The 25,244-nt window shown below is 67.6% G+C and carries 26 protein-coding genes and 1 tRNA gene; 16 read left to right on the top strand and 11 right to left on the bottom strand.

The features are described from left to right. A partial coding sequence (locus ABZU46_RS19065) for a helix-turn-helix domain-containing protein (RefSeq protein WP_354859504.1) occupies window positions 1-279 on the top strand: 279 nt, incomplete at its 5' end. A 167-nt stretch (window positions 280-446) separates the two neighbouring features. On the opposite strand, the gene ABZU46_RS19070 is transcribed toward ABZU46_RS19065, so the two are convergent. Further along, window positions 447-869, bottom strand: a complete 423-nt coding sequence (locus ABZU46_RS19070) for an ATP-binding protein (protein WP_354859505.1) — start codon at window positions 867-869, stop codon at window positions 447-449. A gap of 205 nt (window positions 870-1,074) precedes the next feature. On the opposite strand from ABZU46_RS19070, the gene ABZU46_RS19075 reads away from it, so the two are divergent. Beyond that, window positions 1,075-1,440, top strand: a complete 366-nt coding sequence (locus tag ABZU46_RS19075; RefSeq protein WP_354859507.1) for an STAS domain-containing protein — start codon at window positions 1,075-1,077, stop codon at window positions 1,438-1,440. On the opposite strand, the gene ABZU46_RS19080 is transcribed toward ABZU46_RS19075, so the two are convergent. Together ABZU46_RS19080 and ABZU46_RS19085 are read right to left on the bottom strand one after the other, a co-directional pair. Further along, window positions 1,441-2,697 carry a PP2C family protein-serine/threonine phosphatase gene (locus tag ABZU46_RS19080; RefSeq protein WP_354859508.1) on the bottom strand — a complete coding sequence of 419 codons (1,257 nt, stop codon included), beginning with the start codon at window positions 2,695-2,697 and terminating at the stop codon, window positions 1,441-1,443. Window positions 2,698-3,297: 600 nt separating this feature from the next. Beyond that, window positions 3,298-3,993, bottom strand: a complete 696-nt coding sequence (locus tag ABZU46_RS19085; RefSeq protein WP_354859510.1) for an SDR family oxidoreductase — start codon at window positions 3,991-3,993, stop codon at window positions 3,298-3,300. 175 nt (window positions 3,994-4,168) lie between these two features. Here ABZU46_RS19085 and ABZU46_RS19090 point away from each other — a divergent pair, with 175 nt between their 5' ends. Both ABZU46_RS19090 and ABZU46_RS19095 read left to right on the top strand, forming a co-directional pair. After that, window positions 4,169-4,777: a helix-turn-helix domain-containing protein gene (locus tag ABZU46_RS19090; protein WP_354859512.1), complete on the top strand. Its 609-nt coding sequence runs from the start codon at window positions 4,169-4,171 to the stop codon at window positions 4,775-4,777. Window positions 4,778-5,115: 338 nt separating this feature from the next. Continuing rightward, window positions 5,116-5,838 (top strand): transposase, encoded by a 723-nt coding sequence (locus ABZU46_RS19095; protein ID WP_354859515.1) that lies wholly within the window; start codon window positions 5,116-5,118, stop codon window positions 5,836-5,838. A 183-nt stretch (window positions 5,839-6,021) separates the two neighbouring features. Here the strand turns inward: ABZU46_RS19095 and ABZU46_RS19100 are convergent, their stop codons facing one another. The 3 genes from ABZU46_RS19100 to ABZU46_RS19110 all read right to left on the bottom strand — a co-directional run bounded on the left by ABZU46_RS19100 (window position 6,022) and on the right by ABZU46_RS19110 (window position 9,812). Beyond that, the gene (locus ABZU46_RS19100; RefSeq protein ID WP_354859518.1) at window positions 6,022-6,705 is read right to left on the bottom strand and encodes a nucleotidyl transferase AbiEii/AbiGii toxin family protein; all 684 of its coding nucleotides are present in this window, start codon (window positions 6,703-6,705) and stop codon (window positions 6,022-6,024) included. Between the two features lie 2 nt (window positions 6,706-6,707). Beyond that, window positions 6,708-7,274, bottom strand: a complete 567-nt coding sequence (locus ABZU46_RS19105) for a hypothetical protein (protein WP_354859520.1) — start codon at window positions 7,272-7,274, stop codon at window positions 6,708-6,710. Window positions 7,275-7,463: 189 nt separating this feature from the next. Then, entirely contained in the window at window positions 7,464-9,812 is a 2,349-nt protein-coding gene (locus tag ABZU46_RS19110; RefSeq protein WP_354859522.1) for a DEAD/DEAH box helicase family protein, read from the bottom strand. A 61-nt stretch (window positions 9,813-9,873) separates the two neighbouring features. On the opposite strand from ABZU46_RS19110, the gene ABZU46_RS19115 reads away from it, so the two are divergent. The 3 genes from ABZU46_RS19115 (at window position 9,874) to ABZU46_RS19125 (ending at window position 12,562) form a co-directional block, all read left to right on the top strand. Continuing rightward, window positions 9,874-10,185 (top strand): hypothetical protein, encoded by a 312-nt coding sequence (locus ABZU46_RS19115; protein ID WP_354859524.1) that lies wholly within the window; start codon window positions 9,874-9,876, stop codon window positions 10,183-10,185. Window positions 10,186-10,191: 6 nt separating this feature from the next. Beyond that, the gene (locus ABZU46_RS19120; protein WP_354859527.1) at window positions 10,192-11,343 is read left to right on the top strand and encodes a hypothetical protein; all 1,152 of its coding nucleotides are present in this window, start codon (window positions 10,192-10,194) and stop codon (window positions 11,341-11,343) included. Window positions 11,344-11,824: 481 nt separating this feature from the next. Further along, window positions 11,825-12,562 carry a transposase gene (locus tag ABZU46_RS19125; protein ID WP_354859529.1) on the top strand — a complete coding sequence of 246 codons (738 nt, stop codon included), beginning with the start codon at window positions 11,825-11,827 and terminating at the stop codon, window positions 12,560-12,562. A gap of 467 nt (window positions 12,563-13,029) precedes the next feature. Here the strand turns inward: ABZU46_RS19125 and ABZU46_RS19130 are convergent, their stop codons facing one another. After that, window positions 13,030-14,205 carry a hypothetical protein gene (locus ABZU46_RS19130; protein ID WP_354859531.1) on the bottom strand — a complete coding sequence of 392 codons (1,176 nt, stop codon included), beginning with the start codon at window positions 14,203-14,205 and terminating at the stop codon, window positions 13,030-13,032. A gap of 834 nt (window positions 14,206-15,039) precedes the next feature. Here ABZU46_RS19130 and ABZU46_RS19135 point away from each other — a divergent pair. The 5 genes from ABZU46_RS19135 to ABZU46_RS19155 all read left to right on the top strand — a co-directional run bounded on the left by ABZU46_RS19135 (window position 15,040) and on the right by ABZU46_RS19155 (window position 19,464). Then, a complete protein-coding gene (locus ABZU46_RS19135) occupies window positions 15,040-15,684 on the top strand; it encodes a hypothetical protein (protein WP_354859534.1) in 645 nt (214 codons plus the stop codon). Between the two features lie 412 nt (window positions 15,685-16,096). After that, on the top strand, window positions 16,097-17,014 hold the full coding sequence (locus ABZU46_RS19140; protein ID WP_354859536.1) for a hypothetical protein: 918 nt from the start codon (window positions 16,097-16,099) through the stop codon (window positions 17,012-17,014). After that, the gene (locus tag ABZU46_RS19145; RefSeq protein ID WP_354859538.1) at window positions 17,002-18,090 is read left to right on the top strand and encodes a DUF4209 domain-containing protein; all 1,089 of its coding nucleotides are present in this window, start codon (window positions 17,002-17,004) and stop codon (window positions 18,088-18,090) included. The genes ABZU46_RS19140 and ABZU46_RS19145 overlap by 13 nt, the downstream gene beginning before the upstream one ends. 109 nt (window positions 18,091-18,199) lie before the next feature. Further along, window positions 18,200-18,982 carry a transposase family protein gene (locus tag ABZU46_RS19150; protein WP_354859541.1) on the top strand — a complete coding sequence of 261 codons (783 nt, stop codon included), beginning with the start codon at window positions 18,200-18,202 and terminating at the stop codon, window positions 18,980-18,982. Further along, window positions 18,979-19,464, top strand: coding sequence for a hypothetical protein (locus ABZU46_RS19155; RefSeq protein ID WP_354859544.1), 486 nt, complete (start codon window positions 18,979-18,981; stop codon window positions 19,462-19,464). The genes ABZU46_RS19150 and ABZU46_RS19155 overlap by 4 nt, the downstream gene beginning before the upstream one ends. Before the next feature lie 129 nt (window positions 19,465-19,593). Here the strand turns inward: ABZU46_RS19155 and ABZU46_RS19160 are convergent, their stop codons facing one another. Beyond that, a complete protein-coding gene (locus ABZU46_RS19160) occupies window positions 19,594-20,460 on the bottom strand; it encodes a hypothetical protein (RefSeq protein ID WP_354859545.1) in 867 nt (288 codons plus the stop codon). A 5-nt stretch (window positions 20,461-20,465) separates the two neighbouring features. Beyond that, window positions 20,466-21,104 (bottom strand): hypothetical protein, encoded by a 639-nt coding sequence (locus ABZU46_RS19165; protein WP_354859546.1) that lies wholly within the window; start codon window positions 21,102-21,104, stop codon window positions 20,466-20,468. Window positions 21,105-21,378: 274 nt separating this feature from the next. Between ABZU46_RS19165 and ABZU46_RS19170 the strand changes: the two genes are divergently transcribed. The 4 genes from ABZU46_RS19170 to ABZU46_RS19185 all read left to right on the top strand — a co-directional run bounded on the left by ABZU46_RS19170 (window position 21,379) and on the right by ABZU46_RS19185 (window position 23,470). Further along, window positions 21,379-21,906, top strand: coding sequence for a DUF6244 family protein (locus tag ABZU46_RS19170; protein WP_354859548.1), 528 nt, complete (start codon window positions 21,379-21,381; stop codon window positions 21,904-21,906). 185 nt (window positions 21,907-22,091) lie between these two features. After that, window positions 22,092-22,502, top strand: a complete 411-nt coding sequence (locus ABZU46_RS19175; protein WP_354859549.1) for a hypothetical protein — start codon at window positions 22,092-22,094, stop codon at window positions 22,500-22,502. 14 nt (window positions 22,503-22,516) lie between these two features. Then, window positions 22,517-22,975 carry a SitI3 family protein gene (locus ABZU46_RS19180; protein WP_354859551.1) on the top strand — a complete coding sequence of 153 codons (459 nt, stop codon included), beginning with the start codon at window positions 22,517-22,519 and terminating at the stop codon, window positions 22,973-22,975. Window positions 22,976-23,397: 422 nt separating this feature from the next. Beyond that, a tRNA-Arg gene (locus ABZU46_RS19185) sits at window positions 23,398-23,470 on the top strand. 237 nt (window positions 23,471-23,707) lie between these two features. Here ABZU46_RS19185 and ABZU46_RS19190 read toward each other — a convergent pair. Continuing rightward, on the bottom strand, window positions 23,708-24,277 hold the full coding sequence (locus tag ABZU46_RS19190) for an Ltp family lipoprotein (protein ID WP_354859552.1): 570 nt from the start codon (window positions 24,275-24,277) through the stop codon (window positions 23,708-23,710). 476 nt (window positions 24,278-24,753) lie between these two features. Continuing rightward, window positions 24,754-25,014, bottom strand: coding sequence for a hypothetical protein (locus ABZU46_RS19195; RefSeq protein WP_354859554.1), 261 nt, complete (start codon window positions 25,012-25,014; stop codon window positions 24,754-24,756). Window positions 25,015-25,244: the final 230 nt, after the last annotated feature.

Here is a 25,244-nt window from a genome sequence, read left to right on the forward strand (position 1 = left end):
GCCTACACCATTGGCCAAGCTGCGGAAATGCTCGGCACCACCCAGGACTTCCTGCGCCGCCTGGACGAGGCGAAACTGATCAACCCGCACCGCTCCAGCGGTGGGCACCGCCGCTACTCCCGCTACCAGCTTCGCCTGGCCGCTCGGGCCCGGGAGATGGTCGACCAGGGTACCGCCCTGGAGGCTGCCTGCCGGATCATCATCCTCGAAGACCAGCTGGAGGAAGCCCTCCGGCAAAACCAGAACCAGCAGCATGGGACGCGGCACACTGACGCCTGAGGTCATCGGCGGGCGGTGAGCTGACTGGCTCGCCAGCGCGAACCACCTCGGCTCTGCCGGCGTACTCCTGCTCGTCGCACCTCTTTCCATGTCGGCCGCCAGCCGCCAGACGCCCCCACCGAAGACCGGACATCGGCTCGGACTCGGCGGATGGCGCGGGCGTCCGGTTATCGGATCGGTGCCGTTCGTGCGTCGGTGAGATGTTTGGTGATGCGGAGCAGCACATGGCCCGGTGGCCCGTCGACGAAGGCTGCCGTGTCGGCGAGCGCGGCGATCAGGGGCAGTCCACGACCGCCGACGGTGAGCGGGGCGGGGAGTTCGGCGTCGAGGCCGCCGCCGTCGGGGATGCTGCCGCGGTTGCCGACCTCGAGGAGGCAGACGTCGTCGTCGATGACGATGGTGATGTCGACGACGCTGTCGGGATCGGCGTGCAGCACCGCGTTGGCGCACGCCTCGCTGATCAGTACGGCGAGGTGGTCACGGGAGTCCTCGGCGACATCGGTGAGGCTCAGCAGGGTGGTGAGGACGTGGCGGGCGCGGGTCACCGACGACGGTTGCCGTGGAAGTGACAGGTTCATGCTCACCCGCACTGCACAGCTCCTCCCCGGCCCGTGCCTGAACCGTCGGCCTACCGCGTCACCCTGAGGCGCGATGCTCCAGTGGTGATCAGCCCTACCCCGGTTCTGCTGAGGCGAAACAGTCAGAGGTGCCGGCTCGACGTGCCCGGGCCGACGGCGGTTCACCCGTCGGCAGAATAGGGTAGGCGGGGATCATCGGGGCGTGGGGGAGGTTGCTGTGGAACTGCTGCTGTCGGTCCGGCCGGGCCGGGGTTGCACCGTGCTGGAGGCGCGCGGCGAGCTGGACATGGCGACATCCCCGCAGCTGCGCGAGCGTCTGCAACGGTTGGTCGACGCCGGTAACCACCACGTGGTGGTGGACCTGGCCGGGGTGGGATTCATGGACTCCAGCGGACTGGGCGCGCTGGTCGTGATGTTCAAGGCGCTGCGTGACGTCGGCGGTCGGCTGAGCCTCGCCGCGGCACAGCCCGCCGTGCACAGCGTCCTGACGGTCACGTCGGTGGATCGCGTGATCCAGGTCTATGACAATGTGCAGGCGGCTGAAGCCGATGTGCCGTCCACCGACCACCCGCCAGGCCAGTAGTCAGTCGGGCAGAGCGGCGCTGGCACGCTCCTGGTCGGCGCCGGCGCTGGTACGCCGGTCCTCGCGGTGCCCGCCGTGCCAGTCGAGGATGAACAGGGTGGCGTCATCGGCCAGCGTTGGTCCGCTGACCTCCAGGACGGCGTCGGCCAACGCCCGGGCGGCCTCTCGTGGATGCAGACCGGTGATCGACAGCAACATGGTCGGTAAATCCAGGTTGGCGGCGTTGCGCTCCCGCATGCCATCGGTGACCACCACCAGACGGTCGCCCGGCCGCAGCTCGACCTCGCCAGCGCGGTGTCCGGCGTCGGCGAACATTCCCAGCGGGAAGTTGGGCGGTAGTGGCAGCACCCGAGTGTTCCCGTCGCGTACCAGCATCGGCGGGACGTGCCCGGCGTTGAGCAGCGCGCACACGCCGGTGCGCAGGTCGAGACGGCCGAGGACCGCGGTGATGTAACCGCCGGGCACGGTGGCATGGCCGGCCACGTCGGCATTCGCCGCGTCGGCCTGTTCCACCAGACCGACCCCGCGGCGGCGGCTGTTGCGCAGGCTGCCCACGCCCAGGGTGGCCGTGAGCGCGCTGGCCACGCCGTGGCCCATCGCATCGGTGACGCTGAAGTGCAGCACGTCGCGGGCGAGGCTGTAGTCGAAGGTGTCCCCGCCGATGCTGGCGGCGGGTTCCAGCCAGCCGGACAGGGTGAACGCGCTGGCCTCACAGGTGAACGAGGCGGGCAGCAGGCGCCGCTGGATCTCCCCGGACAGGGTGAACGGGGTCGTCCGTTGCCCCCACTCGAACAGATCGGTGTGCCGCCGGTTGGCGATCACCACGAATGCCAACACGTGTGCCGTACGGGTGATCTCCTCCAGCGCCCGCGGGTCCGGCTCGTCCGGCAGGCTCATTTCGAGCAGGCCGATGGCCTCACCGCGGTCGGTCACCGGCGCCAGCACCGTCCACGTGTCAGGCTGCGGGACAACATGCACCGTCTGGGTGCGTAGCGCCTGCTCGGCGGGGCCGCCATCGAACGGCATCACCGTGGCGACCTCGTCACCGCCCCGGCGTCCCGCACCGGTTCCGCCGAGCGGCACGCGGGTCAGCCGGACCAGCGCCCGGCCGCTGAGGTCCGCGATCAAGAACGCGACGCTCCGCGCCCCCAGCGCCACACCGAGTTCCCGGGTGACCGCGTCGACCGCGTCGACGGGGGAGGCGTTCTCCGCCGCATCCAACAGCTGCGCCATGATCCACCCTCGGCTGCTTTCCACGGCCTGAGCCTACGAGACCCGGCTGGTCATCGCCGAGCACGAGGATCCTCACCACAGCGTCGACAGCCCAAACCAGGTTTCACATTCAGGGGCCTGGAGTGAGCTTCCCCTCGTTCCCGGACACCTGAATCTGGCATGTGCGGACACGTGGGGACCGTCGTGGCCAGGATCGCGGCGGGTCCAAGCGAACCGGGGACAGACCCGCGCTCCCAGGTTCTTCGGTGGCAACGCCGGCGACGGGGTATGGGGACGAAGGCCATTGATTCTCGATGATGTGTGCGGTGTGTGCTCTCCAGCGGATGCCAACCGGTGCCAACCGGTGCCAACACGGGTCACTGCGGCCGACCGCCGGTCGCAAACCGGCGTTCGTGTGCTCGGGGTGGTCCTCGGCTGGGAGAGGCGGTCAGGGCAATCGGGCAGGCAGGGGTAATGGGCAAGGCAGGCAGGCCGATCACGAGAAGTGGATCACGACAGGCTGCATCCGTGTCGCAGTCCGGTGCCTGGCGGTCGGCCGGCTTCCCGCTCGGGCCGTCGGCTCGCCAGGGCTACAGCCTGAGCATCGGACCTGGTGAACCTTCCAGATCAGAGCCAAATTGCTCGTCAGGCGTTGGAGTGAACACCGATGCCGCCGGAGACGGTGAGGTTGTCGCCGGTGATGTAGCCGGCGGCGTCCGAGGCGAGGAAGGCCACGGCTTCGGCGATGTCGGCGGGAGCGCCGACGCGGCCGAGCGGGACGTCCCGGGCCCAGGAGTCGATCACTTCCTGGGAGATACCCATCCTGCTGTAGACAGGGGTGTTGATCATTCCCGGGCTGACCGCGTTGACGCGAATGCGGCGGGGGGCGAGTTCGAGCGCGAGGGACCGCATGAGGGGTAGCAGAGCGCCCTTGGCTGCTGTCATCGCGGCCCCGAGCCCTTCGGCGGCGCCCACGGTGAACACGACCGAGGCGCCCTCGTTGAGGAGCGGCAGCGCCTTTTGCAGGGTGAAGAAGTTTCCCTTGACGTTGATGTCGAACAGCACGTCGAAGGCCTCTTCGTCGGTTGATTCGATCGGGCCGGGGCGGGAGATGCCCGCGTTGAGGAAGAGCAGGTCGAGGGAGCCGAGTTGCTGGCGCGCCTGGTCCATCGCCTGGTCGATGTCTGGCAGGGACCGTGCGTCGGCCCGGACGGCCGTGACGTCTTCGGGAAGCCCGGCGTCGGCGACATTGCCGAGGCCGGTGACCATGACGCGGTAGCCGCGGGAGTGGAGTAGTTCGGCGGTCGCCTTGCCGATGCCGCTGGTTCCACCGGTGATCAAAGCTGTGGGTGCAGGCATGATGCGCTCCTTTGCGTACTTCTGGGCCGGGGGCGGCCCTGTCCGTGGGGCCGTGGGCATGCTGCGTCACTGCCTCTGGCAGCGTACGACAGCCTGGCAGTGACTGCCAAACATGATGTCACTGTCAGGATGGCAGTGCCGGGCTAGTCTGGGTGGCATGAAGCAGGAGGCCAAGTCAGCGACGGGCGCACCGACCACGCTGTGGGACCGGACACGGCAGCTGGCTTCCCAGGAGATCCTCAAGACGGCGCTGCGCCTGTTCACCGAGCAGGGCTACGACGAGACGACCATCGCCCAGATCGCCCGGGAGGCCGGCGTCTCCCAGCGCACCCTCTTCCGCTACTTCGGCACCAAGGAGGACCTTCTCGGCGGAGGTCAGGACCGGTTCGGGCAGGTCCTGATGGACACGATCGGCGAACAGCCTGCCGATTCCGGTGTCTGGGAGGCCCTGCGCGCAGGGGTTGCTGCCGTACTGGCCTTGCACGACAGCCGAGAACAGGCCCTGGAGCGGTTCCGCCTCCTCCACAACACCGCCTCGTTGCGTGCCGGTTGGCTTGAAAAGCGACTGCGATTCCAGGAGAACCTGCTGCCGCTCATCGAGACCCGTATGGACGCAGCTACCGACAAGGAGGGCGCGAAGGCGCGCGCGGTGATCGCGACGGCGTTCGCGTGCCTGGATGCCGCATCGATGACGTGGGTCGCCAACGACGGCAAGGGCGACATCATGGACCTGTACGACGAGTGCCTGGCTGCGGTGCGGGGCTGACCCGCAGCGGCCAACGCAGGTGACCTGCGGGTTTCCTGCTCCTGCAGCGCGGGCGCGGGCGCGGGTCGCAGGGACGTACTGCTGTGATCCCTTGTGACCGCGCTGGACCCGCCCGTGCGACTGGAGTCGCACGGTGCGGTCGCCGGATGGCTGACCTTCCAGCTACCCGCCGACCTGTTCTGACAAGGCGTTGGTATCCAGCGCTACGACGCTGCAGGACGGTCGGGGTATCGCCGTGACAGTCAGTGCGTCAAACGTCGGTGGCCAAGCGGCCGGCGAGACGAGCGCTAGTTCCGCTAGGACGGTGCGGGCCAGACGGCGTCGATGAGCTGGCCGGGATGCTGCGGCTCGCGCTGGCCGACGCGGGCGCGACTCGGATCGACGCGGCGGCGACCGGCACCGCGCCCGACGGCGCCCGGGATCGAGCGCTCGGCGTGATCGCGTTCATCGTCACCGCCCTGCAGACCGCAGGGGCCCTCACGAAGGTAGTGGAGGCGATCCGCGGCTGCCTCGCCCGCGTCGCCGGCCGCCGCCGGGTGCGGCTGACCGTAGCCGGGGTCGACGTGGAGGTCGCCGCCGACGTCGATGTCGCGCCGATCGTGGCAGCGCTCCTGGCTCAACCCAGCCGGCCCGTGACCGGGCTGCGGCGGGCGCTCGTGGTCGCGAACGCCCGGTACGACGCCCCGGCACTCGCCGCGTTGCGCGCTCCGACCCGCGACGGGCGGACCTTGGCGTTCGTGCTCTCCGGCGGCAACGTCAACGACTGCAGCCGCTTCACCGAGGTCATGGCCGCGATCCGGGTCGAGCGGTCCGGGCCCGTTCGACCTCGGGTTCGCCCGGATCACGTCATCGCCGACAAGGGCTACAGCTCCAAGGCCATCCGGACCGACCTACGCCAGCGCGGTATCGGGCACACCATCCCCGAACGCGCTGACCAGCAGGGCAGCCGTCGACTCGGCAGCTGCGGCGGCCGGCCGCCAGTCTCCGACAAGCAGCTCTACAAGCACCGCAACGTGGTCAGTCCCTGCCAACGCGGGTCAACGCGCAGGTCGTTACACTGACCACTCGCGCCCTCGTAGCTCAGGGGATAGAGCATCGGTTTCCTAACCCGACGCTCCGCCGATGCCCACAGGCCGATGACCTGCGGGTTCTTGTTTTCTACCTGTATGTGCCGGTCGCTTCGCGGCCTTGCTGCGATCGCTTGCCGAAGATCAGCTGGAACGCTGTGGGTCCTGAGTGCAGGCTTAATGCTGCCGCGAGCCGGAAGCCGAGGCATCCTCGGCGGGTTCGTTCTCGCCGAGCAGCTCCCGGCGCCATTCGGCGAATCGGCTACGAAGATCGTCCAGCGCTCGGTCGGCGACGCCGTACTGGGCGAAGTCGTCAGGATCGAGCAGGGTGGCTTGTCCGAGAGCGTCGGCGAAGACGCGGCGGTCGAAACCACGGTCGGCGCGCTGCGCGAGGGTGAGAAGGGCCTGGCGCGTGTAGCGGCCGGATCGGAGCGTGGCGTCGATGTCGATGAAGTCACGAGCGAACGCTCGCCCGTAGAGTGCGCTCATCTTGTTCGCGACCGCGTCGTCAGGGTGCAGTACCGGTCCGATCGCCATGAGGATCGGTTCGTTGGCACGCCAGTCCACGCCGAGTTCGACCTTGGAGATCCGCATGCCGTCGGTGACGGCCAGCCGGGCGAACGTGTCGTACTGCCGCTCGGTCTCGACGGTCAGGCCGTCGTCTCGGTAGGCGTGCACGACGGCGGTGACCGCGGTGGTGAACTCCTCGCGGCGGTCCCAGGCGGTGAACAGGTCGACGTCCTCGCTGGGTCGCTCCAGGAGCCCGGCGGCCTGCACCGCGTAGCCGCCCGCCAGAGCGAAGCCGTATCGATCGGCTGCCCCGAGCCCGGTACGGGCGAGGCGTTCGTGGAAGGGGTCCACCGCTATGCCGCGTTGCTGCGGTTTGCGGCGAGTTCGGGAAAGGCATCTTCCCAGCGCTGGCGGAGCTGGGGTGGCAGCCAGAGGGTGGGCCAGAGCCTTCGGAGGAGGTCGGCGTCGAGCCAGGTGTTCAGGTCCTCGACCGTGCTCGCCTCGGTGAGTACCACCTTGTACATGCTGGCCAGGCGTGTGGTCCGGTTCAGGTCGTACTCGGGGTGCCCGGACCAGTCGAGATGACGCGGAAGCGTCACCGCGCCTTCGGTGGGGCCGTGCAGTTCGGCAAGGGTTTGGGCCACCACGTAGGGCCTCCGGTCGCCGTAGGGCTGGTAGTCCGCCGGCGGTTGGGGTGATGTCCTGCGTCGGTTGATGTTGGTCGCCCGCCGGACCTCCGGTCGTAGCACCTGACGGATCGTCTCCCGGCTGTATCCGGTGACCCGCTGCAGGTCCACCGGCCGCCAGCCGGCCGCATGAAACGCCCGCAACTGCTCGTCCCGCTCGGTCAACGCCTGTGCCCGCGTCGCCTCATACCTGGAGACAACCGCGTGCAGCTCATCCTCGGAGAACCGACCCATGCCCGTCAGCCTACTACGCTAGGCCCAGCACGCTTGGCTTGTTTCCCATCGTGCTGGCGAAGACGTTGCTCCTCGTGGGCATGGTTGGGATCAGCCGCCGCATTGGCACCGAGCGAAGTGGATCAGCCGGCCGCTTACCGCTCCCTGTTCCTCGTTCCGCCAGGCAGTGATGACCGCGATCGGAGGCACTCATGTTTTGGTGAAGCCGAGGGCCCGGTATCCGGGCATGCGGCGTTGGAGTGAGGCGGCGAGGATGGGGGTGGCCGGGTCGTGGTAGTCGTGGACCTCGGCGAGGTCCTTGCCGGGTGCGGCGCGGATGACGCGGCCGGCGCATTGGACGAGTAGCCCGTCGTAGGAGATCGGGCCGGCGAGGAAGAGGGTGTCGAGGGCGGGGGCGTCGAAGCCTTCACCGATGAACGGTGTGGTGCCGATGACGAGGAGGCCTTCGCCGGTCTTGGCCTGGTCGAGTCGTTCGACGATGGTCCGTCGGTTGGTGGTGCTCATCGTTCCTTGCAGCACGAGCGCCTGGTGTCCTCGCGTCGAGAGCAGGGCGCTGAGTGCCTCGACGTGAGCGACCCGCCGGGTAAGGACGAGACAGTTGCGTCCACGGGTCAGGGCCGCGACGACGTCGTCGGCGATCCGAGCGTTGCGTGACTCGTCGACGGCGAGTCTTCGGTGCACCTCGGCGAGCCCGCCGGGCGCGTCAAGGTCGATGTAGCCGGGCTGGAATGTTGTCTCGTGAATGAACAGCGTTCGACGGGGTCCGGCGTCGGCGTGCATCGCTGCCGCGAGGGTGCCCGGTTCCTCGTCGGTCAGGGTGTGGCGGACGGGTCCGAGTTGCCAGGTGACGAGTTGGCCGAGGCCGTCGCGTCGAGTGGGGGTGGCGGTGAGGCCGAGCCAGAACTGCGCGGCGATCCGTTTGACCGAGTGCTCGTACGCGGCCGCGCCGAGGTGGTGGCATTCGTCGACGATGACGTGCCCGTACCCCTGGGTCAGGGAGGCGACGTCGTCGCGTCGCGCGAGAGACGGCAGCAGTGCGATGTCCACCGTGCCGGTGAGTTTGCGTCGGCCGCCACCGAGTTGACCGGGCTTGATTCCGAGGAACTGCTCAATGCGGACGCGCCACTGGTCGGCGAGGGCTTTGCGGTCGACGAGGACCAGGGCGGACGTGGTGCGTTCGGCGATCACGGCGCAGGCCATGACGGTCTTGCCGGAGCCCGGTGGGGCGACCAGAATTCCGTTGTCGTGGGCGAGAAGCGCGCCGACCGCGTCGGCCTGCTTGCCGGTGAGTTCGGCGGCGAACGCGGTTTCGATCTCGGCCCCGGAGTTTCGTACGTCCGTGACAGCCAGCCGCGACCCGGCGCGTTCGACGATCGTGGCGATGGTGTGCCGCAGGCCCCGCGGGAGAACCAGGCGGTCATCGAGGGTGAGGTCGTAGCCCTGGATGAAGCGAGGGGTGTCCCAGGTGGATTTGCGGAGTCGCTGCAGCTCGTAGAACTTCGGGTTGGCTATGGCGGCGGCGTGCTTGAACGTCGCCAGAGCGGCAGGGGTGAGCTGTGCGGCGTCGATGCTCAGCCCGGGACCGGCCTCCGCGTGGACCACCGGAGGCAGCGGAGGATGGACCTGCGTCGCGGCGGACCGGCTCATCGTGGCGACGTCGGCACCGGTGACGGCTTGCTTGGCCTGCCGGGCGACGTGTTCGGCGTCGCCGGGGCTGAGCCGGTCCAGCGTCGACAAGAACGCCCACTGGTCCGCGTACGGCTCGAGCGTGCCGAGGTCGAGAAACGTGGTCAGCCCGTCCTTGCGGCGCCGCCCCTGCAGCGGTGCGGCGATGAGGTTGCCGAAGCCACCCTCGGGCAGGACGTCCTGGTTGGGGAACAGCCGGTCGTACGAGCGCAGATCCATCGACCCGCGCAGCACCATCGCCTCACGCAGCAGGACGGTGCCGACGGCCCGCCCGGTGGCCGCGGGAACCGCGCCGGTGAAGAAGACCCACACGTGGGCGCCGCGGCCCGACTGGGAGATCTCCAACGCGGCGGGCACCGCGCTGGCCCGTGCCGCCTTCACGTACGCGAGGGCGTCGAGCATCGCCGTCGGCCCGTCGAAGTCGGCCACGACGAAGTGGCAGGTGTTGCCGGGCATCAGCGGGTACAGGCCCACGAACACGTCGCCGACCAGATGCGCCGCAACGACCTCCGTCGTCCGTGGCAGGTAGGTGGCACCGCGCCGGTCCATACCCTTACGCCAACCGCCAGCGACCGCGGGCATCCACCCGACAGCGCCGGTACGGGCGTTCTCCCACCGCACGGCGTACACGTCGGACCGGGGCCGGAACCGGTCGGCGAACAACGCCAGCTTGTCCCGAGTCGGCGAAGCCATGGTGACCAGCCCTGGCGGCTCAACCGGCGCGGACAACTGCTCCGGTGCCGCGGTCGTGTCCTGGCCGCGCAGTTCCAGCAGACGCGCCAGTCGAGTGTTCTCCGCCCGTAACCGCTCGACCTCCCGGCGAAGATCGACGAACTCGGCCACCGAACTCATGCCGACCATCCTCGCGTATCTGGCTCCGAACACCCCGACACCGGTCCGATATCCTCCGCCGATGGCATCGAAGGGACACGCCGCACTGGAGGCGATGATCGAGGAAGCCACGGTCGACGCGTACGGCGACGACGAGCAGCTCACCGGCCTGTTCACCATGATCGAGGAGCACCTGGTGGTGCCGTTCACGACCACCGTCCTCGGCGTCGAGGTCACGGTGCTAAAGGTCGACCTGATCGCGGACAGCATCGTCGCGGTCTGCACCCGAGTTCGCCACCGGCAGAGGATCGGCCTACTCGACCTGCCGCTACCCACCCCCGCGCCGGACGGCAGAGCGTGGATCGACGCCTACCGGCAATGGGCCGGAAGGTAGGCCACGATGAGCGAGTACCAGTACTACGAATTTACCGCCGTCGACCGGCCTCTCACCGGCCGGGAGCGGGCCGACCTGCGGTCGATGTCGACCCGGGCCGACATCACCGCCACCAGCTTCGTGAACACCTACGAGTGGGGCAACTTCAAGGGCGACCCGCGCAGGCTGATGGAACGGTATTTCGACGCGCACCTGTACCTGGCCAATTGGGGCACCCGCCAGCTCATGCTGCGGCTACCGAAACACGTGCTCGACCCCGCAACCGTCGCCCATTATTGCCAGGGTGACAGCGCGTCCGTGTGGGCCGCCGGCAAGCACGTCATCGTCGACCTCCATGACGAGGACGAGGACGGCACCGACGAGTGGGACCTCGACGGCCACGGTCTGCTCACCTCCATCATCCCGGTCCGGGCCGGCCTCGCCGCCGGCGACCTGCGCCTGCTATACCTGGCCTGGCTGCGCTGCGTACAGTCCGAGGAGATCGCCGACGACGAGCCCGAACCGCCCGTCCCCGCCGGCATGGGCACCCTCGACGCGCCCCTCACCGCCGTCGCCGAGTTTCTGCGCATCGACCCCGACCTGATCGCGGCCGCGGCGGCAGGGTCGGTGCCGGTCGCCCCCGGTGAACCGACCGCGGCGCAACTCCGCACCTGGGTCGTCGGGCTTCCCGCCCGGGACAAGGACGCCATCCTGACCGACCTGATCACCGGCGGCGACAGCCACCTACGCAGCCAACTGCTGCGCCGCTACCGCGACGCACACCGCACCGATACGCCCACCCCGGCAGTCGCCCGCACCGCCGGGGAGCTACTCGCCATCGCCGCGGACCTGCGCGCCGAACGGGAACGACGGGACGCCGAGCAGCGCGAACGCGACTGGGCTCGCAGGGAACGGTCCGCAGCGGCCGCCCGGCAACGGCACCTCGACGCCCTCGCGGTCGACCAACCCGCCGCCTGGCAGCGGGTCGACGAACTCATCGCCACGAAGAAGCCCCGCGAGTACGACACCGCAGTTCAACTCCTCGTTGACCTGCGCGATCTCGGCGACCGCGACGGAGCCAGCGCATCGTTCCGAAACCGGCTGGCCGAGCTACGGGCGGTGCACGCCCGCAAGCCCAGCCTGCTCGAACGCCTCAACCTCGCAGGCCTAGACACCTAAACAGCCTGCCCGGCGACCGATGGCCTCGCCGCTGTCGGCCGCTGCCCCGATACCACCGTCATGCCGTCGTTCTCCTCCCTGTGCGGACTCGTCGGACGACGTACGGAGCGCCGCCGAGTGACCGTCGCCGGAGACGGGAAGGCCGTGAGGCCGCCGCGGCGTGCCGGCGTGACGTCCCGAACAGCCGATGCCAACGGCAGCAGGCTCCAGGAGTTCGTCCGAACCCGCAACCAGACATCGAATGATGTCGTTTGCCGATTGGACCCGGAGGGTCGGGTGACTGTCTGGGTGTGTGCTGCCGATGTCATGGCCAGCTAGGAGTAGGACGCCCCGGCCCTCGCTGACGACCGCTGTATCAGCACTGGATGGAGACTTGCGACCGATCGCCCTTTCCGAAGTTGTGGCTACTGAACCGCGGCGGGTCCATGCCCCTTGACCAGCACGAGCGAGAAGGACCGCCCGCATCCAGGACCTCCTGACCATGATCAGCCCCGCCTTGGAGAAGGCGCTGAATCTGCGCAGCAGAGGTGCGCTCCGGCTCCTCGCGCAGTGGCAGACCCCCGCCGGGCTGCGCCGCGCCGGCGAAGCCCGCATCCTGGCCTACCTACGCCAGCACGGCGTGTGGGCCGCCAAGACACTCACCGCCAAAGTTCACGCCGCCGCGCGGACACAAACCGTCTCCGTCGCGGGAGAGGCCACCGCGGCCCTGATCGTGGGTCAGATGGCCACCGACCTCGAAGCGGTCAACGACCGCATCACCGCCATCGAGGAAACTATCGCCGCGGTGGTCGCCGAGCACGAGCTGGGGGAGATCCTCACCAGCCTGCCCGGCATCGGCACCACCCTCGCCGCCGAGTTCCTCGCCCACGCCGGCACCCTCACCACCTACTCCAGCCCCGCTGCACTCGCCGCCCACGCCGGGCTCGCGCCGATCTCCCGAGACTCCGGCCGCAGGCAGGGTCATCAGGTTCGGCCCCACCGCTACCACCGCGGCCTGCGCCGGGTGTTCAGCATGTCCAGCTTCACCGCCCTGACCCACTGCCCACGATCACGCGCCTACTACGACAAGAAAAGAGCCGAAGGAAAGACTCACCGCCAAGCCGCCGCCGCCCTTTCCAGACAACGCCTCAACGTCCTCTGGGCCTGCATCCGCGACAAGACCCTCTACCAGCCCAAACAGCCAAGATCGGCAGAGGTGGCGCTGTGCGAACTCGCATAGAGACTCCCTGGGCTGGGCGAACGGCGGTCCGGGGAACGTGGGTGAACGTGGGCCACTCCCTGCCACCCCAGGTGAACCCCCAGGTCGCTAGACTATGCGCTCGCGCCCTCGTAGCTCAGGGGATAGAGCATCGGTTTCCTAAGACGATGCTCTATCTGCGTTTGCAGGCTGTCTACCTGCATGCTCTTCAAGTTTGCCTTGGGTTTGCAGGTCGCAACGGGTACCTGCTGTGCTCGCCTGCTGAAGATCAGCGGTGGTCTCTGAATCTTGGGCGAGTGGCCAGCTTTTGCGATTCGACACACTGCCGGAATGCTTCAAGCTCGGCAACCTCCGGCAGCGCGAGCCAACCATGCAGAGTAAGCGCGGTTTGCGCCTCTCCTGCAGGTTCCACCGGTTCAAACGGCCGATGGGACGTGACTAGCCAGCTCTCTGGCCGGTCACGTCCCATCGAGAAGACCTGATAGAAGTCAGCAATGCGGCAATCCGAGGCCGCCTCGCCCGTCCGGCTGGATCCAGACTTCTGAAAGGTAGCCGGGACGCCCGTCGGACCACCGGACGCCGTACCAGAGACTCGAGCTGAACAGGCCCGGGTTGGCGTCATCGTCCGGGGAGTTGTTCTGCCCATTGGTGATCGTGCTCCCGTCGAGCTGACAGGTGGCCACGATCCGGGCACCGGTGCTCATGTTGGTGCCCTCGAGGGCGCAACCCCTTGTCCGGCAGGTGGGCTCCGTGCGGGAGGAAAGGTACGCAGGCTTGTCTTCGCGCATGGCCGTCGCGCCGTTGGTTACCAGGTTCTGCACCAACAAAGTCCGGGTGGCCGGGCCGGAAGGTTCCTGCCGGGCTGGCGTCTCCGGGCGCGGTCCGTCGGCGCTGGCTGGCGGTTCGTCATCCGCACCGCTGGTCGGCAACGCCGGGCTTGCCACCGAGGTTGGCCACGTCACGTGCTCGGACTCGACGCCCCAGACGTTCACCCAGTGCCCGCCGCTGTCCCCGCTGTAGCACCCGTCGTCCCTCGCCGCAGTGCCGTCGGCATTCACCACCAGGTCGAAGCTCTTGAACACGTCGGGGTCGTTGTCGTCCATGCACTGCACTCTGGCGTGCCAGCCCGGCGGAAACGCCGAAAGTCGTACCGCGTAAAAGTAGCCCGACGGGGCCGCCTTCCCCTGCGTCAGCGCGACGACGCTGTGCTTCAGTGGATCGACTGGCCGAGTCATCGACGCGTCGCACTTCGGCACCCTAATTTGGTCCCAGACCAGGTCGGACCACACGTACCCGGTCACCCCCGGGTGTGGGCTGCCCGACGGCGCCTCAACGACCCAGAACCACCGGCGGGAGGTACCGTCGCTCGGCGCGCTGGTGTCCGTCCAGCACTTCATGACCACCTGACTGCCGGCATCGAGCTCGTCGATGATGCCGAAGCCTTGCGTCTGGCCGGTGTTGTTGCCCTGCGGCCGTTCGCGGACCCGGACCTGGTCGCCGGTGTTGGGGGCCTGTACCCGGCTGACTCCCTCGTCCGCCTGCGTCCCGTCCGGGTTGAGCCGCCACCGCGGGTTGGCGGGGGCAGTTTCCGCGGCTTGGCCAGCCGCGACGGGGAGGCCGGGTTCGACGGACTCCAGTGTGCGCTGGTGAAGCACGAGGCTCACCGCTAGGACTAGGACGAGTCCGATACTGGCGATGAGGGCGGAGCGGAGCGGCTTCATAGGCGGAACCTCTCTGCGCGGAGTCTTCGGTCGACATGGTCGGGTTAGGTACCGGGGCAACTGGGGCCTAGCCGACCCGGCGAGGGCGGTGCCGTCGCTGCGATGAGTCGCCGATGGCGATGAGTCTCCGACGGCGAGTCCAGTTCCCGTTTGGTTCATTCTTTGCGTCGCCAGTGACCAGATGCTGACGCGGAGCGTGTCGGTGGTGTCCGGCGCCTCGCAGACGGCTGGACGGCGGTCAAGCAAGGCATCTGTGGGATGCCGGGGACCATGGTGGGGCGGGTGTTGGTACCCGGCCTTTGGTCACGTGTCGTTCTCATGAGGATCATAAGCCGGTACAGGCCGTACGGGTGTGTTCAGGGGAGGTAGATCCGACAGTGAACAGCAGGCCAGCGGGGCTAACCGCGACCAGCGCGGCCAAGGTGGACGGCCGGGCGGGCGTACAAGGCACCCCCGCTTGTGAAGCGTTTCACGAGCAAACTTGACCCGAGGATGGCATGGGTCGGGACTCGCCGCAAATTGATCTCTGTAATGCGAAAGCTATTCTAATCTATTACGGGCGAGCCTCCTCGGAAAGGGCCCTTCGACCCGCCGCAAGATCCAGGGGCCTCAGCGTGAGTGACTCATCGGCGGTTCTTCCCCGGCCTCATCACAGGGATGCGATGCATTGTGACACCGTCGGCGCCTGACTCGTCCATGAGTGTTGTAAGGGCCGGGCCTCCTGAAAGAGATCAATTTGGCTCCACTATGGTGGTCGTCCCCAGGGAAGGAGAAGCCGTGACGATAGCCCCATCTAACCCGGACCCTGAGGAGTCGAGCGGTTCCGACACCCAGAAGGAGAAGCGCAGGAAGCGGGAAAAGAAGGGGAACAGTTTCAAGATCCGGGACGCCAACAACGTCTACGTAAACTCCGGAACCGGAAACCGGGCTGGTGACACCAATCCTCCAGCGAAGAAGGGGATGAGCACGCTGCAGGTAGCGGCAAGCATCGCAGGAATCATCGGTGCTACTGCTGCGGTTGTTGCTCTCATCCTGGCGAACCGTCCGTCCGATTCGCCGGATAAGGACTCGAGCCAGGTTTCCGCCACCGGAAGCCTGGTCAGATCCACCGGCCGAACCTTTGAAGCACGGATCACTAGGACGATGGATGTTGACACCAACCGGTTCGTTGGTGTCAAGGCCTACAGCGATCCGACTACGCGTGGCAAGGGCACGGAGGTTGCCCATTACCCGGAGAACGGCAGCGTGTCTGTTTTGTGTCTCAACCCAAGCGGCCGCGAGATCAAGGACAGGCCGTGGGAGGACCGGTTGCCGGCGACCTCAGTCTGGTACCGATTGAGCACGCCGGATCCGCAGTGGATCCCGAGCATGTACGTCACCATCGACCCGGGTGCGGGAGCATCTGTGCCTCAGTGCTCTTAGCGGCTCGCACTTCTCTTGGCTGGGGTCTCCAGCACTACAGCCTGGATGATCACCAAGACGTCCTCGTTGCTGAGCCCGCAGGAGGCGGCGCCTCACTCGCGACCAGCGTTGCATCGCTCATCTCACCGCATGGCCTGATCGCGCACGGCGACCCCTCACGCTTCTCCCGGCCTCCATCCCGCCCAGTCAACGTAGGCGTCACCAATCCGGCGGCCAGCAACAGTGTCCTGTCTCAAGGCACCATCTCAGATCTAGGTCGTCCCGCGGTTCCGGACTCCTCATGCTGCTGCCCTGAACCTGTGGTGCCAGGCCATCGTCATCCCCAATCTGCTCAAGTAACGAAGGTGACAGAAGCCATCGCCATCTGCGAATCTTGTAGCTGACCAGCTCCTGGAACTGGGGAGACATCTTCGTGGAAGACCAGCAGCAGGCTGCGTTGCCACCCGAGCAGGCTGACGCTGAACCGGTCTACGAGCCGCAGCCGTACGCTTTCGAGCCCTCCCAGACGTCGTTCGCGGTCGAGGCCATAGACCTGGCCGTGAGTGGCGGCGCCGACAGTTGGGCGGCTGCAGCGGCGGTTGCTAACGCCCCAGCACCCGACGAACTTGGCGACGTCACGATGCTGCGGCGTGAACTGTGCCGGGCGCTGACCTACTCCCTGCACCTCGGCCTCGGGGGCGAGGAGCCCGGCTGCGGCCTCAACGCCGACGGCAATGGTCTATTGCCCGCCGTCAAGGACCTTCCCGAGCCGGTGATTCAACTGTGGCGGGCGGTCGCCGATTCGGTCACCGAACCTGCGGCCAATGCCCGGTTCCACGATCTGCTCTGGTGCCGCCGCGACCGGGGAGCCGGCCTGCACGCTGCCTGCGCGGCTCGCGCCTACCTGCAGCTGGTCGACACCGGCACGGTCGACATGGATGCCATGGAGTTCCTACTGCGGGCATGGACCCTGGCCCGTCAGATCAGCGATGCCGACGTCGACCACCAGGCCCGGGCCCGGCTCGGGCAGATCGTCGACGACATGATCACGCAGCACCCAGGGGCTCGGCCCGGCATCCTGCTCCCCGCTCTGGCGGCATTGTCGGTCGGGCCCGTACGAGCCAAGAAGAGCCCGCCGAAACCGGATCCGATCGACGTTGGTGATCTGCTGGTCCGCGCCGCGCCGCGGCCGCCTGTCGGCGCGGCAGCGACGCTACGGCTATCGCCCGCTACCGGCGTTCGCGGTCCCACGCACCCTCCCTGCTGCAGACCATCGCCCGCGATGAGGTCGCCGCCTACTTTCGCGACGCCGATTATGCCCCGCACCCGGCCGTGCGAATGGCCCGCCTGAGCGCCGCCGCCCGAATCGCTCACGAGCGGGGCCTCCGCGACCTCGAACGCGACGCCGCCACTCAGATGCAGAACATCGACCCGGCGTCGCTCGGCATGCATACCTTCACCGCGTCCAGCACGGTGCCCGCACACCGCATCGAGCCACTGCTGCACGGCTTCACCCGACCCGCTCGCTGGCAGCAAGCGATGGACGCCTTCCTGGACAGCGACTGCCCGACCGGTGACGTCACCCAACTGCGCGCCGAAGCCTTAGCCAACCACAGCCCCTTGAGCCGAATCCTGCGACCGGTCCGCTTCGCCGGCGGCCTGCCCCGCGCCGTTGCCGACACCGACCAGGACCTCGAGAAGCAGGAGATGAGCTTCTACGCCAGGGTCTTGGCCGAAAACCACGGACGCCTGCTCGCCACCGGCCTGAACCGCCTCGCCGACCGCTACGGCATCCCCAGCGAGGACGACATCGTCGACTACCTACTGACTCGTGGCGCCCGCGACCCCGCCTTGGCCCGCAGCCTCGCCAAGGCCCTGCGCCATTTCTGGAATCGGGACATCGAGTCGGCAATCCACCTCGCCACCCCCAAGGTCGAAACCGCAGCCCGCGCCTTGCTCATCGAGCTCGACGAAGGCATCTACCGCGCCGAATCAGCCAAGACCCCTGGCGGACTTCCGGGCCTCTACGCCCTGCTCGCGAACCTCGAGACCGTTGCCCTCGACGAGTCCTGGGCGTTCTTCTTCAACTGGCTACTCGCCGGACCATGGGGCGCAAACCTGCGTAACGACGTCTCCCACGGTCTGCCTGCACCGATGACGCCCGCCTACGCAGCCCTGATCCTGCGGGCCGTGTCCGTGCTGGCCATCATTGCCGGCCCGATGACCACCATTCGGCAGGACGCCAGCCAGCGCCGCGACCGCGACGAACTGATCGCGCTGCTCACCTCGTTGACGTCCGACACCGATCCGACCGGGCGGCGGCTCAACCGTCTTGCCGGATTCACCGAACGCCTGGCATGGCGGCTCCGCCTGGCCCAGGCGCGCCGAATCCAGCGCCGCAAGACCACTGAGCCTTTTCCAACCTGATCTTGCAGGTCAGGGACGGTGTGCGTAGCCCGGTGATCGATGAGGGCGAGGCTCCAGGTAAGACAGCAAATCGACCAAAACCCGATGCCCCAACACGGGAGCCTCGCCTGTGCTGTCTTACCCGTCCACGATCTCATTGTCCAGCCGGACCCTGAACCACCTGGCCGATCGTATCCGCAGCCACCGCAACCAGCGTCGATCCAGGTGGCGACGCCTCGACGCGGGACGGCAGGCACTTCTCGCTCTGGCTCACCTGCGCAACGGTGATACCTACACCCGCCTGGCTGCCGGGTTCGCCGTCGGCGTGAGCACCGCATGGCGGTACGTGCAGGAAGCGATAGCCCTGCTCGCGGCGACCGCCGATGACCTGGCCACCGCCATGGACCGGATCCGCCGGCTGGCGTACGCGATCCTGGACGGCACCCTGATTCCGATCGACCGGGTCGCCGACCAGAGGCCGTACTACTCCGGAAAACATAAGCGCCACGGCGTGAACGTGCAGGTCATCGCCGACGCGGCTGGCCGCCTCGTCTGGGCTTCGCCGGCACTGCCCGGCTCGGTCCACGACCTGACCGCAGCCCGAACCCACGGCATCATCGAGGCGCTGACCAGAGCTGATGTGATGACCTTCGCGGACAAGGGCTATCAGGGAGCCGGCGGGAGCGTGCGCACGCCGTTCAAACGGAGCCGCTTCCGGCCCAAGCTGTCACGCCGGCAGAAGGCCGTGAACCGCGCCCACGCGAAGATCCGCGCCCGCGGCGAACGAGCGATCGCCACCCTCAAGACCTGGAAGATCCTCACCAAGCTGCGCTGCTGCCCACGCCGAGCGACCACGATCGTGCAGGCCATCCTCGTTCTCCACCGCGTCGAAGCCAACCGCTACGCAGGATGAAAAGGGCTCAGGGGTTCTCCGCCGCCGTCTACCTCACCAGCTCAGGGCTAGTCGTCATTTGCCTGTCCAACCACACCGATATCGCCGCCGACCACGTGGCCGCCGCCGCACTTGCTGACCTAACCCACGACTCCAACGTCGATCCGGGTCAGATGCTGTCTCGTGCGCTGTCCAGCCGTTCGGCTCCCAAGGTCACCTCCCCGGGCGGCGTAGACCTCCAAGCGCCCCACATCACGCTCGGTACCTACACGTGCGCCGAGGTGCCCGGCTCGGTACGCCTGACCCGCTGTGCCGGCTCGCTGTTCTTGTGGCGTCGGGGAACCCTCGACCGCCTTACCTGCACCGGGTCCACCTACGTTGCGGACGGCCTCACGCTGACCCTCGATACCTCTTCGGCGGATGAGGATGTGCCAGGGCCGAATGGCTTCGTTCTTGATCTCGATCGCGCACCAGGGCTGCGCTATCGACGACGGCCCGACTGACCGACTACACCATTACAACGTCGGTGGTTCTCAAACCTCCCGCTCCGGCGCGGGGCGCCATAGCCGGCCGTTCTCAGCCGGGTTTGATGACGCCCAATCGGCAGGTCGTGTGCGTGGCTGACGGTCGGCTTACTCGGCTTGCTGCGTCCCACCTTCCGGATCAGCGAGATCGAACGTCCTGAACCCGCCCGGCGGCAGGCATTCGCCCATTAGCGCCATGTTCTCCAGGTGATTGCGCGTGAAGATCTCGGTGTAGACCATCCGGTCGTGGAGCGACTGCCGCCTGCCATCCAATCGGTAGCCGGCCCATGCCTGGATCTCCGGCGCGATGGCGACGCCCGTCAAGTCCGCCGTGATCTCCCGGGGCCGCAGCGGTCGGCTGGCCGTGAAGCGCCCGACCACCAGTTCCAGCTCAATATGGCTGTACGGCTCCACGGCCTCGTCAAACTTGATGGTGACGCCGCTCGGCGGCGCAATCCGGATGCGGTGCTCATCAACACGGCCGAGCCCGACGTGGAGCACTCGGTGGCGGTCCTTCCGGGCCAGCTCGTTGACCCACCAGGTCAGGTTGCTCTCAGGACCCCATGGGGACTGGTAAGGCTGCGACTTCTCAAGCGCCTCAATGATGTGCATCGGCAACATCGCGAGGCGTTTTGCTTGGCGACTGAACTCGGCCGTAGTCGAGCAGACCGGGTATTGGATACGCTCGGCCTGCGGCGGGGGATTCTGGCCCGTGATCGCGGAGGCCAAGGCGTAGATCGCGTTGTCGAGCGACGCCCGCAGCGCTGCCAGCCACTCGGAGAAGATCAGGGCCAGCTCGACCGGCGCTGGCTCGCGCATGACTGCCAGGATCTCCAGCGTGCAGGCATCGACGTTCCGGACATCGATGTCCCACGGATGCACCGAGATGTACTTCGCCCAGCACTCAGCGAACTCCTGGCGCTTGACGGACACGCGGTCGAGTCGCGCGAAGGCGAGATCGTAAAGCTCCTGCATAGGCGCTACGCCAGCTTCTCGAGGAGTAGGCGCAGTCTCTTGGCGCCCCTGTCGGAGATGCCCTGCGACATGACATAGGACGCCGCTTGCTCTGGTGCGAGGCGGCCGGACTGGACATGGTGCCCGAGGTGAGTGCGAACGTGCTGCTTCTCGTGCGGCCCAGTCCAACCGTTATTGCCGCCGAAGGACACCGCGTGATCGAGATCGGCCTTGACGTCGTCCGGGATGCTGCTCGTGTTCGTACTTCCGTCGAGCAGGTTGATGGCTTCCACCCCCGCCGCCCATTCAGCAAGCGGGAAGCTGACCGTCTCCACGACTGCGAGCGAGTAGCCGCGGGCGAGATCGAGCGCGAGCTTTAGCGTTCGCTCGTCCGGCACGTAGGCCAGCACAGGACCGCGATCGAACCGTTGCTTGCCCTGCGGCGTGGTCTGACCGCCACGGCGAGCAATCGCCTCTAGGCATCCGATGCCGACGCCGTTCTGGAAGGTGTTGGTCACCAGGAGTGGGGCTACCCCTTCGGCCTTGCTGCGCTCCCAGATCCATTCCGCAGCAAGGTCTGCGGCGTCCTCCCATGGTCGCTCCGGGTCGTCATCGGGTACCCAGGCTGCCGCTCGTAGGTACGTCGAGGGGTGCAGCTCGACCACCGGCCACCACCTCTCGAATCGTCGGACTACTGCATCGAGCATCCCACGCGTCACCGACAGGGCTGAGGCGACGAGCTTGCGTCAGCCGAGTCTCCTGCACCATTCCGCGAGGTGGCTCAGGCTCCGGCATCTGTCCGCAGATGCAGAGATGACCGGGAGTCAGCGGGTCTGTCTGTGGTGCCGCCCGCCTCGCCGGTGCCTGGTGGCCTCGCGAGTAGCCCGGTAGGTTCAGCTGTCGAGCACTTTCACTTCATCGATTGGGGATGCCGGCCACGTGTCGCAGATCGAGAAGATCGCCGCTGAACTTCGCGCGATGATGACCGGAGTCGAACGTGCACAGGGGTTGGCGACCGCCGCTGACAGTCAGGCACAGGAGGTGGCGTTGCGGGCCGCGGGCGCGGGCTTCGTCGCCGTGGCGACGGGTGTGGCTCGGGTGCGTAACGCGATCACGGGCATCCAGGGCGGCCTGGGAAGTCTTGCCGGTTCGATCGGTGAGGCGACGAAGGCGACTGCGGCGGTGCCGAACGAGGCCACCCCGCAGGAGACGATCGCCGGGTTGGCGCCCGTGCAGAGCGCCGTGGACGCCGCCCGTGACGCGGCGGCCGGGGTCATCACCGGAGTCGGTGAGGCGCAGCAGCTCGTCGCCGTGGTCCTGCAGGGTGGACAGCCCGGGCCGCTGTTGCAGGCGTTGGAGGCCATCAAGCAGGTCCTGGTGCTGATTGTTCAGCGCACTGGCGGGGCCCGGCAGGCCGTTGAGGCGGCGATCGCGCAGGCCCGGCAGTTGGGGTCGTCGGGAAACTGACGGGGGCTGGCGGTCACTCACCGGCCAGCCCTACCCCTTTCGCGCACGGCGATTCACCTTCGGCACCTCATGCCGCCGGCGACACTACGTCCGCTGACCAGGACCTCGGCGCACGCTGGACCAGGCAGCCGACCGGGGTCCCGGGTGGGACGCCGACAGGTCCGAAAACCAGAATTCCACCCCGGTTGGACGACGACGGGCGGCGTCCGTTGGAGCTCGAGAACGAATGCGCCGATATAGTCGCCAGCAAGAGCTACCGGGTCCACCAGAACCCCACCAGGCAGGAGATCGCCGAGGCCCGGCTCCGCACCGGTGACTCGGGCAACCCGAACAAGGATCCGGATTACCTGATCGAAGGTCACGTGTTCGACTGCTATTCGCCCACTGTCGGCAAGTCGCTGCGGGGCGTGTGGAGCGAGGTCCGCGCCAAGGTCGACAAGGAGCAGACCCAGCGAGTGGTGCTGAACCTGCACGACTGGCACGGAGACCTCGCGGCCCTGCGGACACAGTTCGACACCTGGCCCGTCGGGAGGCTGAAAGAACTCGTCGCGGTAACGCCGAGTGGCGCGATCGTGCAGATCGTCCGTCGAGACTGAGGAGAGGCGCGGAGATGGCTGTCGAGTTCAGGTTGACCCTGGCGGGTGACCTGCCCCTGGACCACGTGGCTGATCTCGTGGCGGTGGACGCCGCCGAGAAGCCCAGGCCGAGCGGCACCAACCCGCGGCTGCTCAGCGCTCGCCTCTACGACACCCGCGGGTACGCGCTGACCGTCTCCTCAGGCAGCCAGGGCTATTTCGATGCCGAGGCCGACGACGGTGCCCGCTGGGAGTGGGAGCCGGAGACGTACGTCGACATCGACTTTTCCATGCGGGCAGACGACCTGGTCGACAAGGGGATTCCGAACATGATGAAGGCCGTGGCCCGTGTGTTGGCCGCCCGGCAGGAGGACGCGGCGCTGGTCCAGAACGGCAACTGGCTTCTGCTGACCCGCGTCGGGGGCGAACTCCGCAGACATCGGCCTACCTGGTGGAGCCACTACGGCATAGACGACCTCATCATTACCCAATGAACCAGCCGAGCGCGGGTGACCCGCCGACGAACGACGCGGCTTCGACCCATCGTCCGTGGGCGATGTCGACGTCTTCTTCCTTGACCCGGCGGACCTGACTCGCGACAACGACGACCCGGCCGCCGCGCGGCTGATCGCGACCTTTCCGGAATCCCCCGTGGGAGGCGGTGCCCAGCCGGGGGAGCGGCTAGCCCGGCATGATCTTCGATGACGTGCGCGGTGTGTGCTCTCCAGCGGATGCCAACCGGGGTGAACCGGTGCCAACGTGGGTCACCATGAGCGACCGCCGGTCGCAACCCGGGGTTCGTGTGCTCCGGGTGTGCTCCTGGGCTGGGCGAACGCGGGTCCGGGTGACGTGGGTGAACGTGGGCCACTCCCTGCCACCCCAGGTGAACGCCCAGGTCGCTAGACTGGGCCCTCGCGCCCTCGTAGCTCAGGGGATAGAGCATCGGTTTCCTAAACCGTGTGTCGCAGGTTCGAATCCTGCCGGGGGCACCTCGCTACGCAGCCGAACCACCATCCGAGCTGGCAACACATGCGCTGCTCAATTAGAGCAGGTGTGCGGCTGTAGGTCACCGGAAGCCGTCGTTTGTCGCAGGTCGCGGAACAGGCGCGGGATGACCTTGAACTCATCCGCACTGGCCGGCAGCCGGCGGTACGTGGTGCGGCCAGTCGTGCTACGGCCCGCCACCCGCCATGGACAAAGCCGCAACAGGAACTCGGATGCCCTTCTCACATCACCTGATCGACACCGTAGACGGCCTGTGCGTGCGTGTACCCCTCGAATTCCAACTGCTTGATCAGGCCCGAACGGGAGAACGCCTGGGTGTCGAGGTAATTCTTCGCCATCTTGGCAGCCTGTTTTCTGTAGTCAACCTTCAGAGAATCCACGGCCCTGGTTGCGATCTTCCTCGGGTAGCCCTCGAACTCCAACTGCTTGATCAGGCCGGAGCGGGAGAACGCTTGATATTGCAGGTAATCGGAGGCGGCCCTGATGGCGTTCTGCTGCTCTACGGACAGCTTCGGCTCGGCCGGTGCCTTGGTGGTGGTCTTCGTCTTCGGCTTCGTTGCTGCTGTGGTAGGCGCTGCGGTGGTGGGTGTTGCGGTGGTAGGTGCTGCGGTGGTGATCTCCACCGCCGGTGCTGCGGGGCTTTCTGCCGGGACGGACGCTGCGGCGGCCGTCTCCGCGGTGGCGCTCCTTGCGGGAGGCGAGTCGGCACCGCCGACCGCCGCAGCGATGGTCACTCCGCCGCAGCAGAGCACCAAGACACCGCCGACGGCCGCTCCGATGATGAGCTTCATGGGGCGCTTCTTCGGAGGCTGCTGCGACTGCATAGCTGGATGACCGGGGGGCGGCGGAGCGCTGTAGCTCACTGATAGGACCCTTCGGGAGACTGAGCGTAACCGCGTACACGGCGAGTCTGCTCAGCCGGACCATCAAGAACCATCCCCGCTTCAGCCGATGATCGCCTCAGCCGTTGCTGGTGGAATGTCGGCCGACCGCTCGCACGTTCTGCTGCATGAGTTAGCCGGAGCGGGACATGTGGTTGCGAGCGCCGTACGTCACTTCGTCTCCGGAGGGGACGGCAGCGTCCACCGTGCAGAGGACGCGCAAAGGGTTCCGACTCGAAAACCGCTCCTGGTGAGTGCAGAAGCAGGTGAACGCCCTGCCGGAGGCACCTGCATTCACTCATTCCCCGACCGTTCGTCGCGGGTTCTAATCCTGGCCGGGGATACCGGGTCACACCCTTGGTCGGCTGCTATTCGGCCGTCCGGGTTCACGTGCTCACCCGGGCTTCCAGCGGCCAGTAGGCGACCTCTCCGCAGTCACAAACGAGCAAGGCGACCGTGCCCGTCGCGAGCTGCCAGGTGAGGTGGGCGGCCAGATCGCCGACGCGCACATGGTCGAGCACGGCCCCGGCGTACGCACCGGGCACGTCGTGGCGGGCGACGTGCTTGACGCCGGACACCGTGTTCACCAGGCTCACGTCGTCGACGTGCGGCACCAACTCGCCCGCCGCATCGGGTCGTCGCTCCACTGTCGATTCGAAGCGGACCGTGCGGATAAGCGGATGAGTCGGCACGAGGGTCCGCGTGTGTCACTCCCGGACCGCCCGGCCGACCCGGCTCACCTCATCTTGGCGACGATCTCGACGAGGTTGCCGTCCGGGTCGCGGAGCAGCGCGTTGCGGTTGCCGTTCCGGAGTCGTGCGGGGCCTGCACCACCGGCACGCCGGCGGCGGTGAGCCGCGCGAAGGCCGCGTCGACA

This window comes from Micromonospora sp. NPDC005197 (genome assembly GCF_040608295.1).
Lineage (GTDB): Bacteria > Actinomycetota > Actinomycetes > Mycobacteriales > Micromonosporaceae > Micromonospora.

What these genes read in the sequence shown, in the direction of transcription:
- ABZU46_RS19090 (WP_354859512.1), top strand. Translation starts at nt 4,169, where the DNA reads ATGAAGCAGGAGGCCAAGTCAGCGACGGGCGCACCGACCACGCTGTGG.
- ABZU46_RS19095 (WP_354859515.1), top strand. Translation starts at nt 5,116, where the DNA reads ATGCTGCGGCTCGCGCTGGCCGACGCGGGCGCGACTCGGATCGACGCG.
- ABZU46_RS19105 (WP_354859520.1), bottom strand. Translation starts at nt 7,274, where the DNA reads ATGGGTCGGTTCTCCGAGGATGAGCTGCACGCGGTTGTCTCCAGGTAT.
- ABZU46_RS19110 (WP_354859522.1), bottom strand. Translation starts at nt 9,812, where the DNA reads ATGAGTTCGGTGGCCGAGTTCGTCGATCTTCGCCGGGAGGTCGAGCGG.
- ABZU46_RS19115 (WP_354859524.1), top strand. Translation starts at nt 9,874, where the DNA reads ATGGCATCGAAGGGACACGCCGCACTGGAGGCGATGATCGAGGAAGCC.
- ABZU46_RS19120 (WP_354859527.1), top strand. Translation starts at nt 10,192, where the DNA reads ATGAGCGAGTACCAGTACTACGAATTTACCGCCGTCGACCGGCCTCTC.
- ABZU46_RS19125 (WP_354859529.1), top strand. Translation starts at nt 11,825, where the DNA reads ATGATCAGCCCCGCCTTGGAGAAGGCGCTGAATCTGCGCAGCAGAGGT.
- ABZU46_RS19145 (WP_354859538.1), top strand. Translation starts at nt 17,002, where the DNA reads ATGGCCCGCCTGAGCGCCGCCGCCCGAATCGCTCACGAGCGGGGCCTC.
- ABZU46_RS19155 (WP_354859544.1), top strand. Translation starts at nt 18,979, where the DNA reads ATGAAAAGGGCTCAGGGGTTCTCCGCCGCCGTCTACCTCACCAGCTCA.
- ABZU46_RS19160 (WP_354859545.1), bottom strand. Translation starts at nt 20,460, where the DNA reads ATGCAGGAGCTTTACGATCTCGCCTTCGCGCGACTCGACCGCGTGTCC.
- ABZU46_RS19180 (WP_354859551.1), top strand. Translation starts at nt 22,517, where the DNA reads ATGGCTGTCGAGTTCAGGTTGACCCTGGCGGGTGACCTGCCCCTGGAC.
- ABZU46_RS19190 (WP_354859552.1), bottom strand. Translation starts at nt 24,277, where the DNA reads ATGAAGCTCATCATCGGAGCGGCCGTCGGCGGTGTCTTGGTGCTCTGC.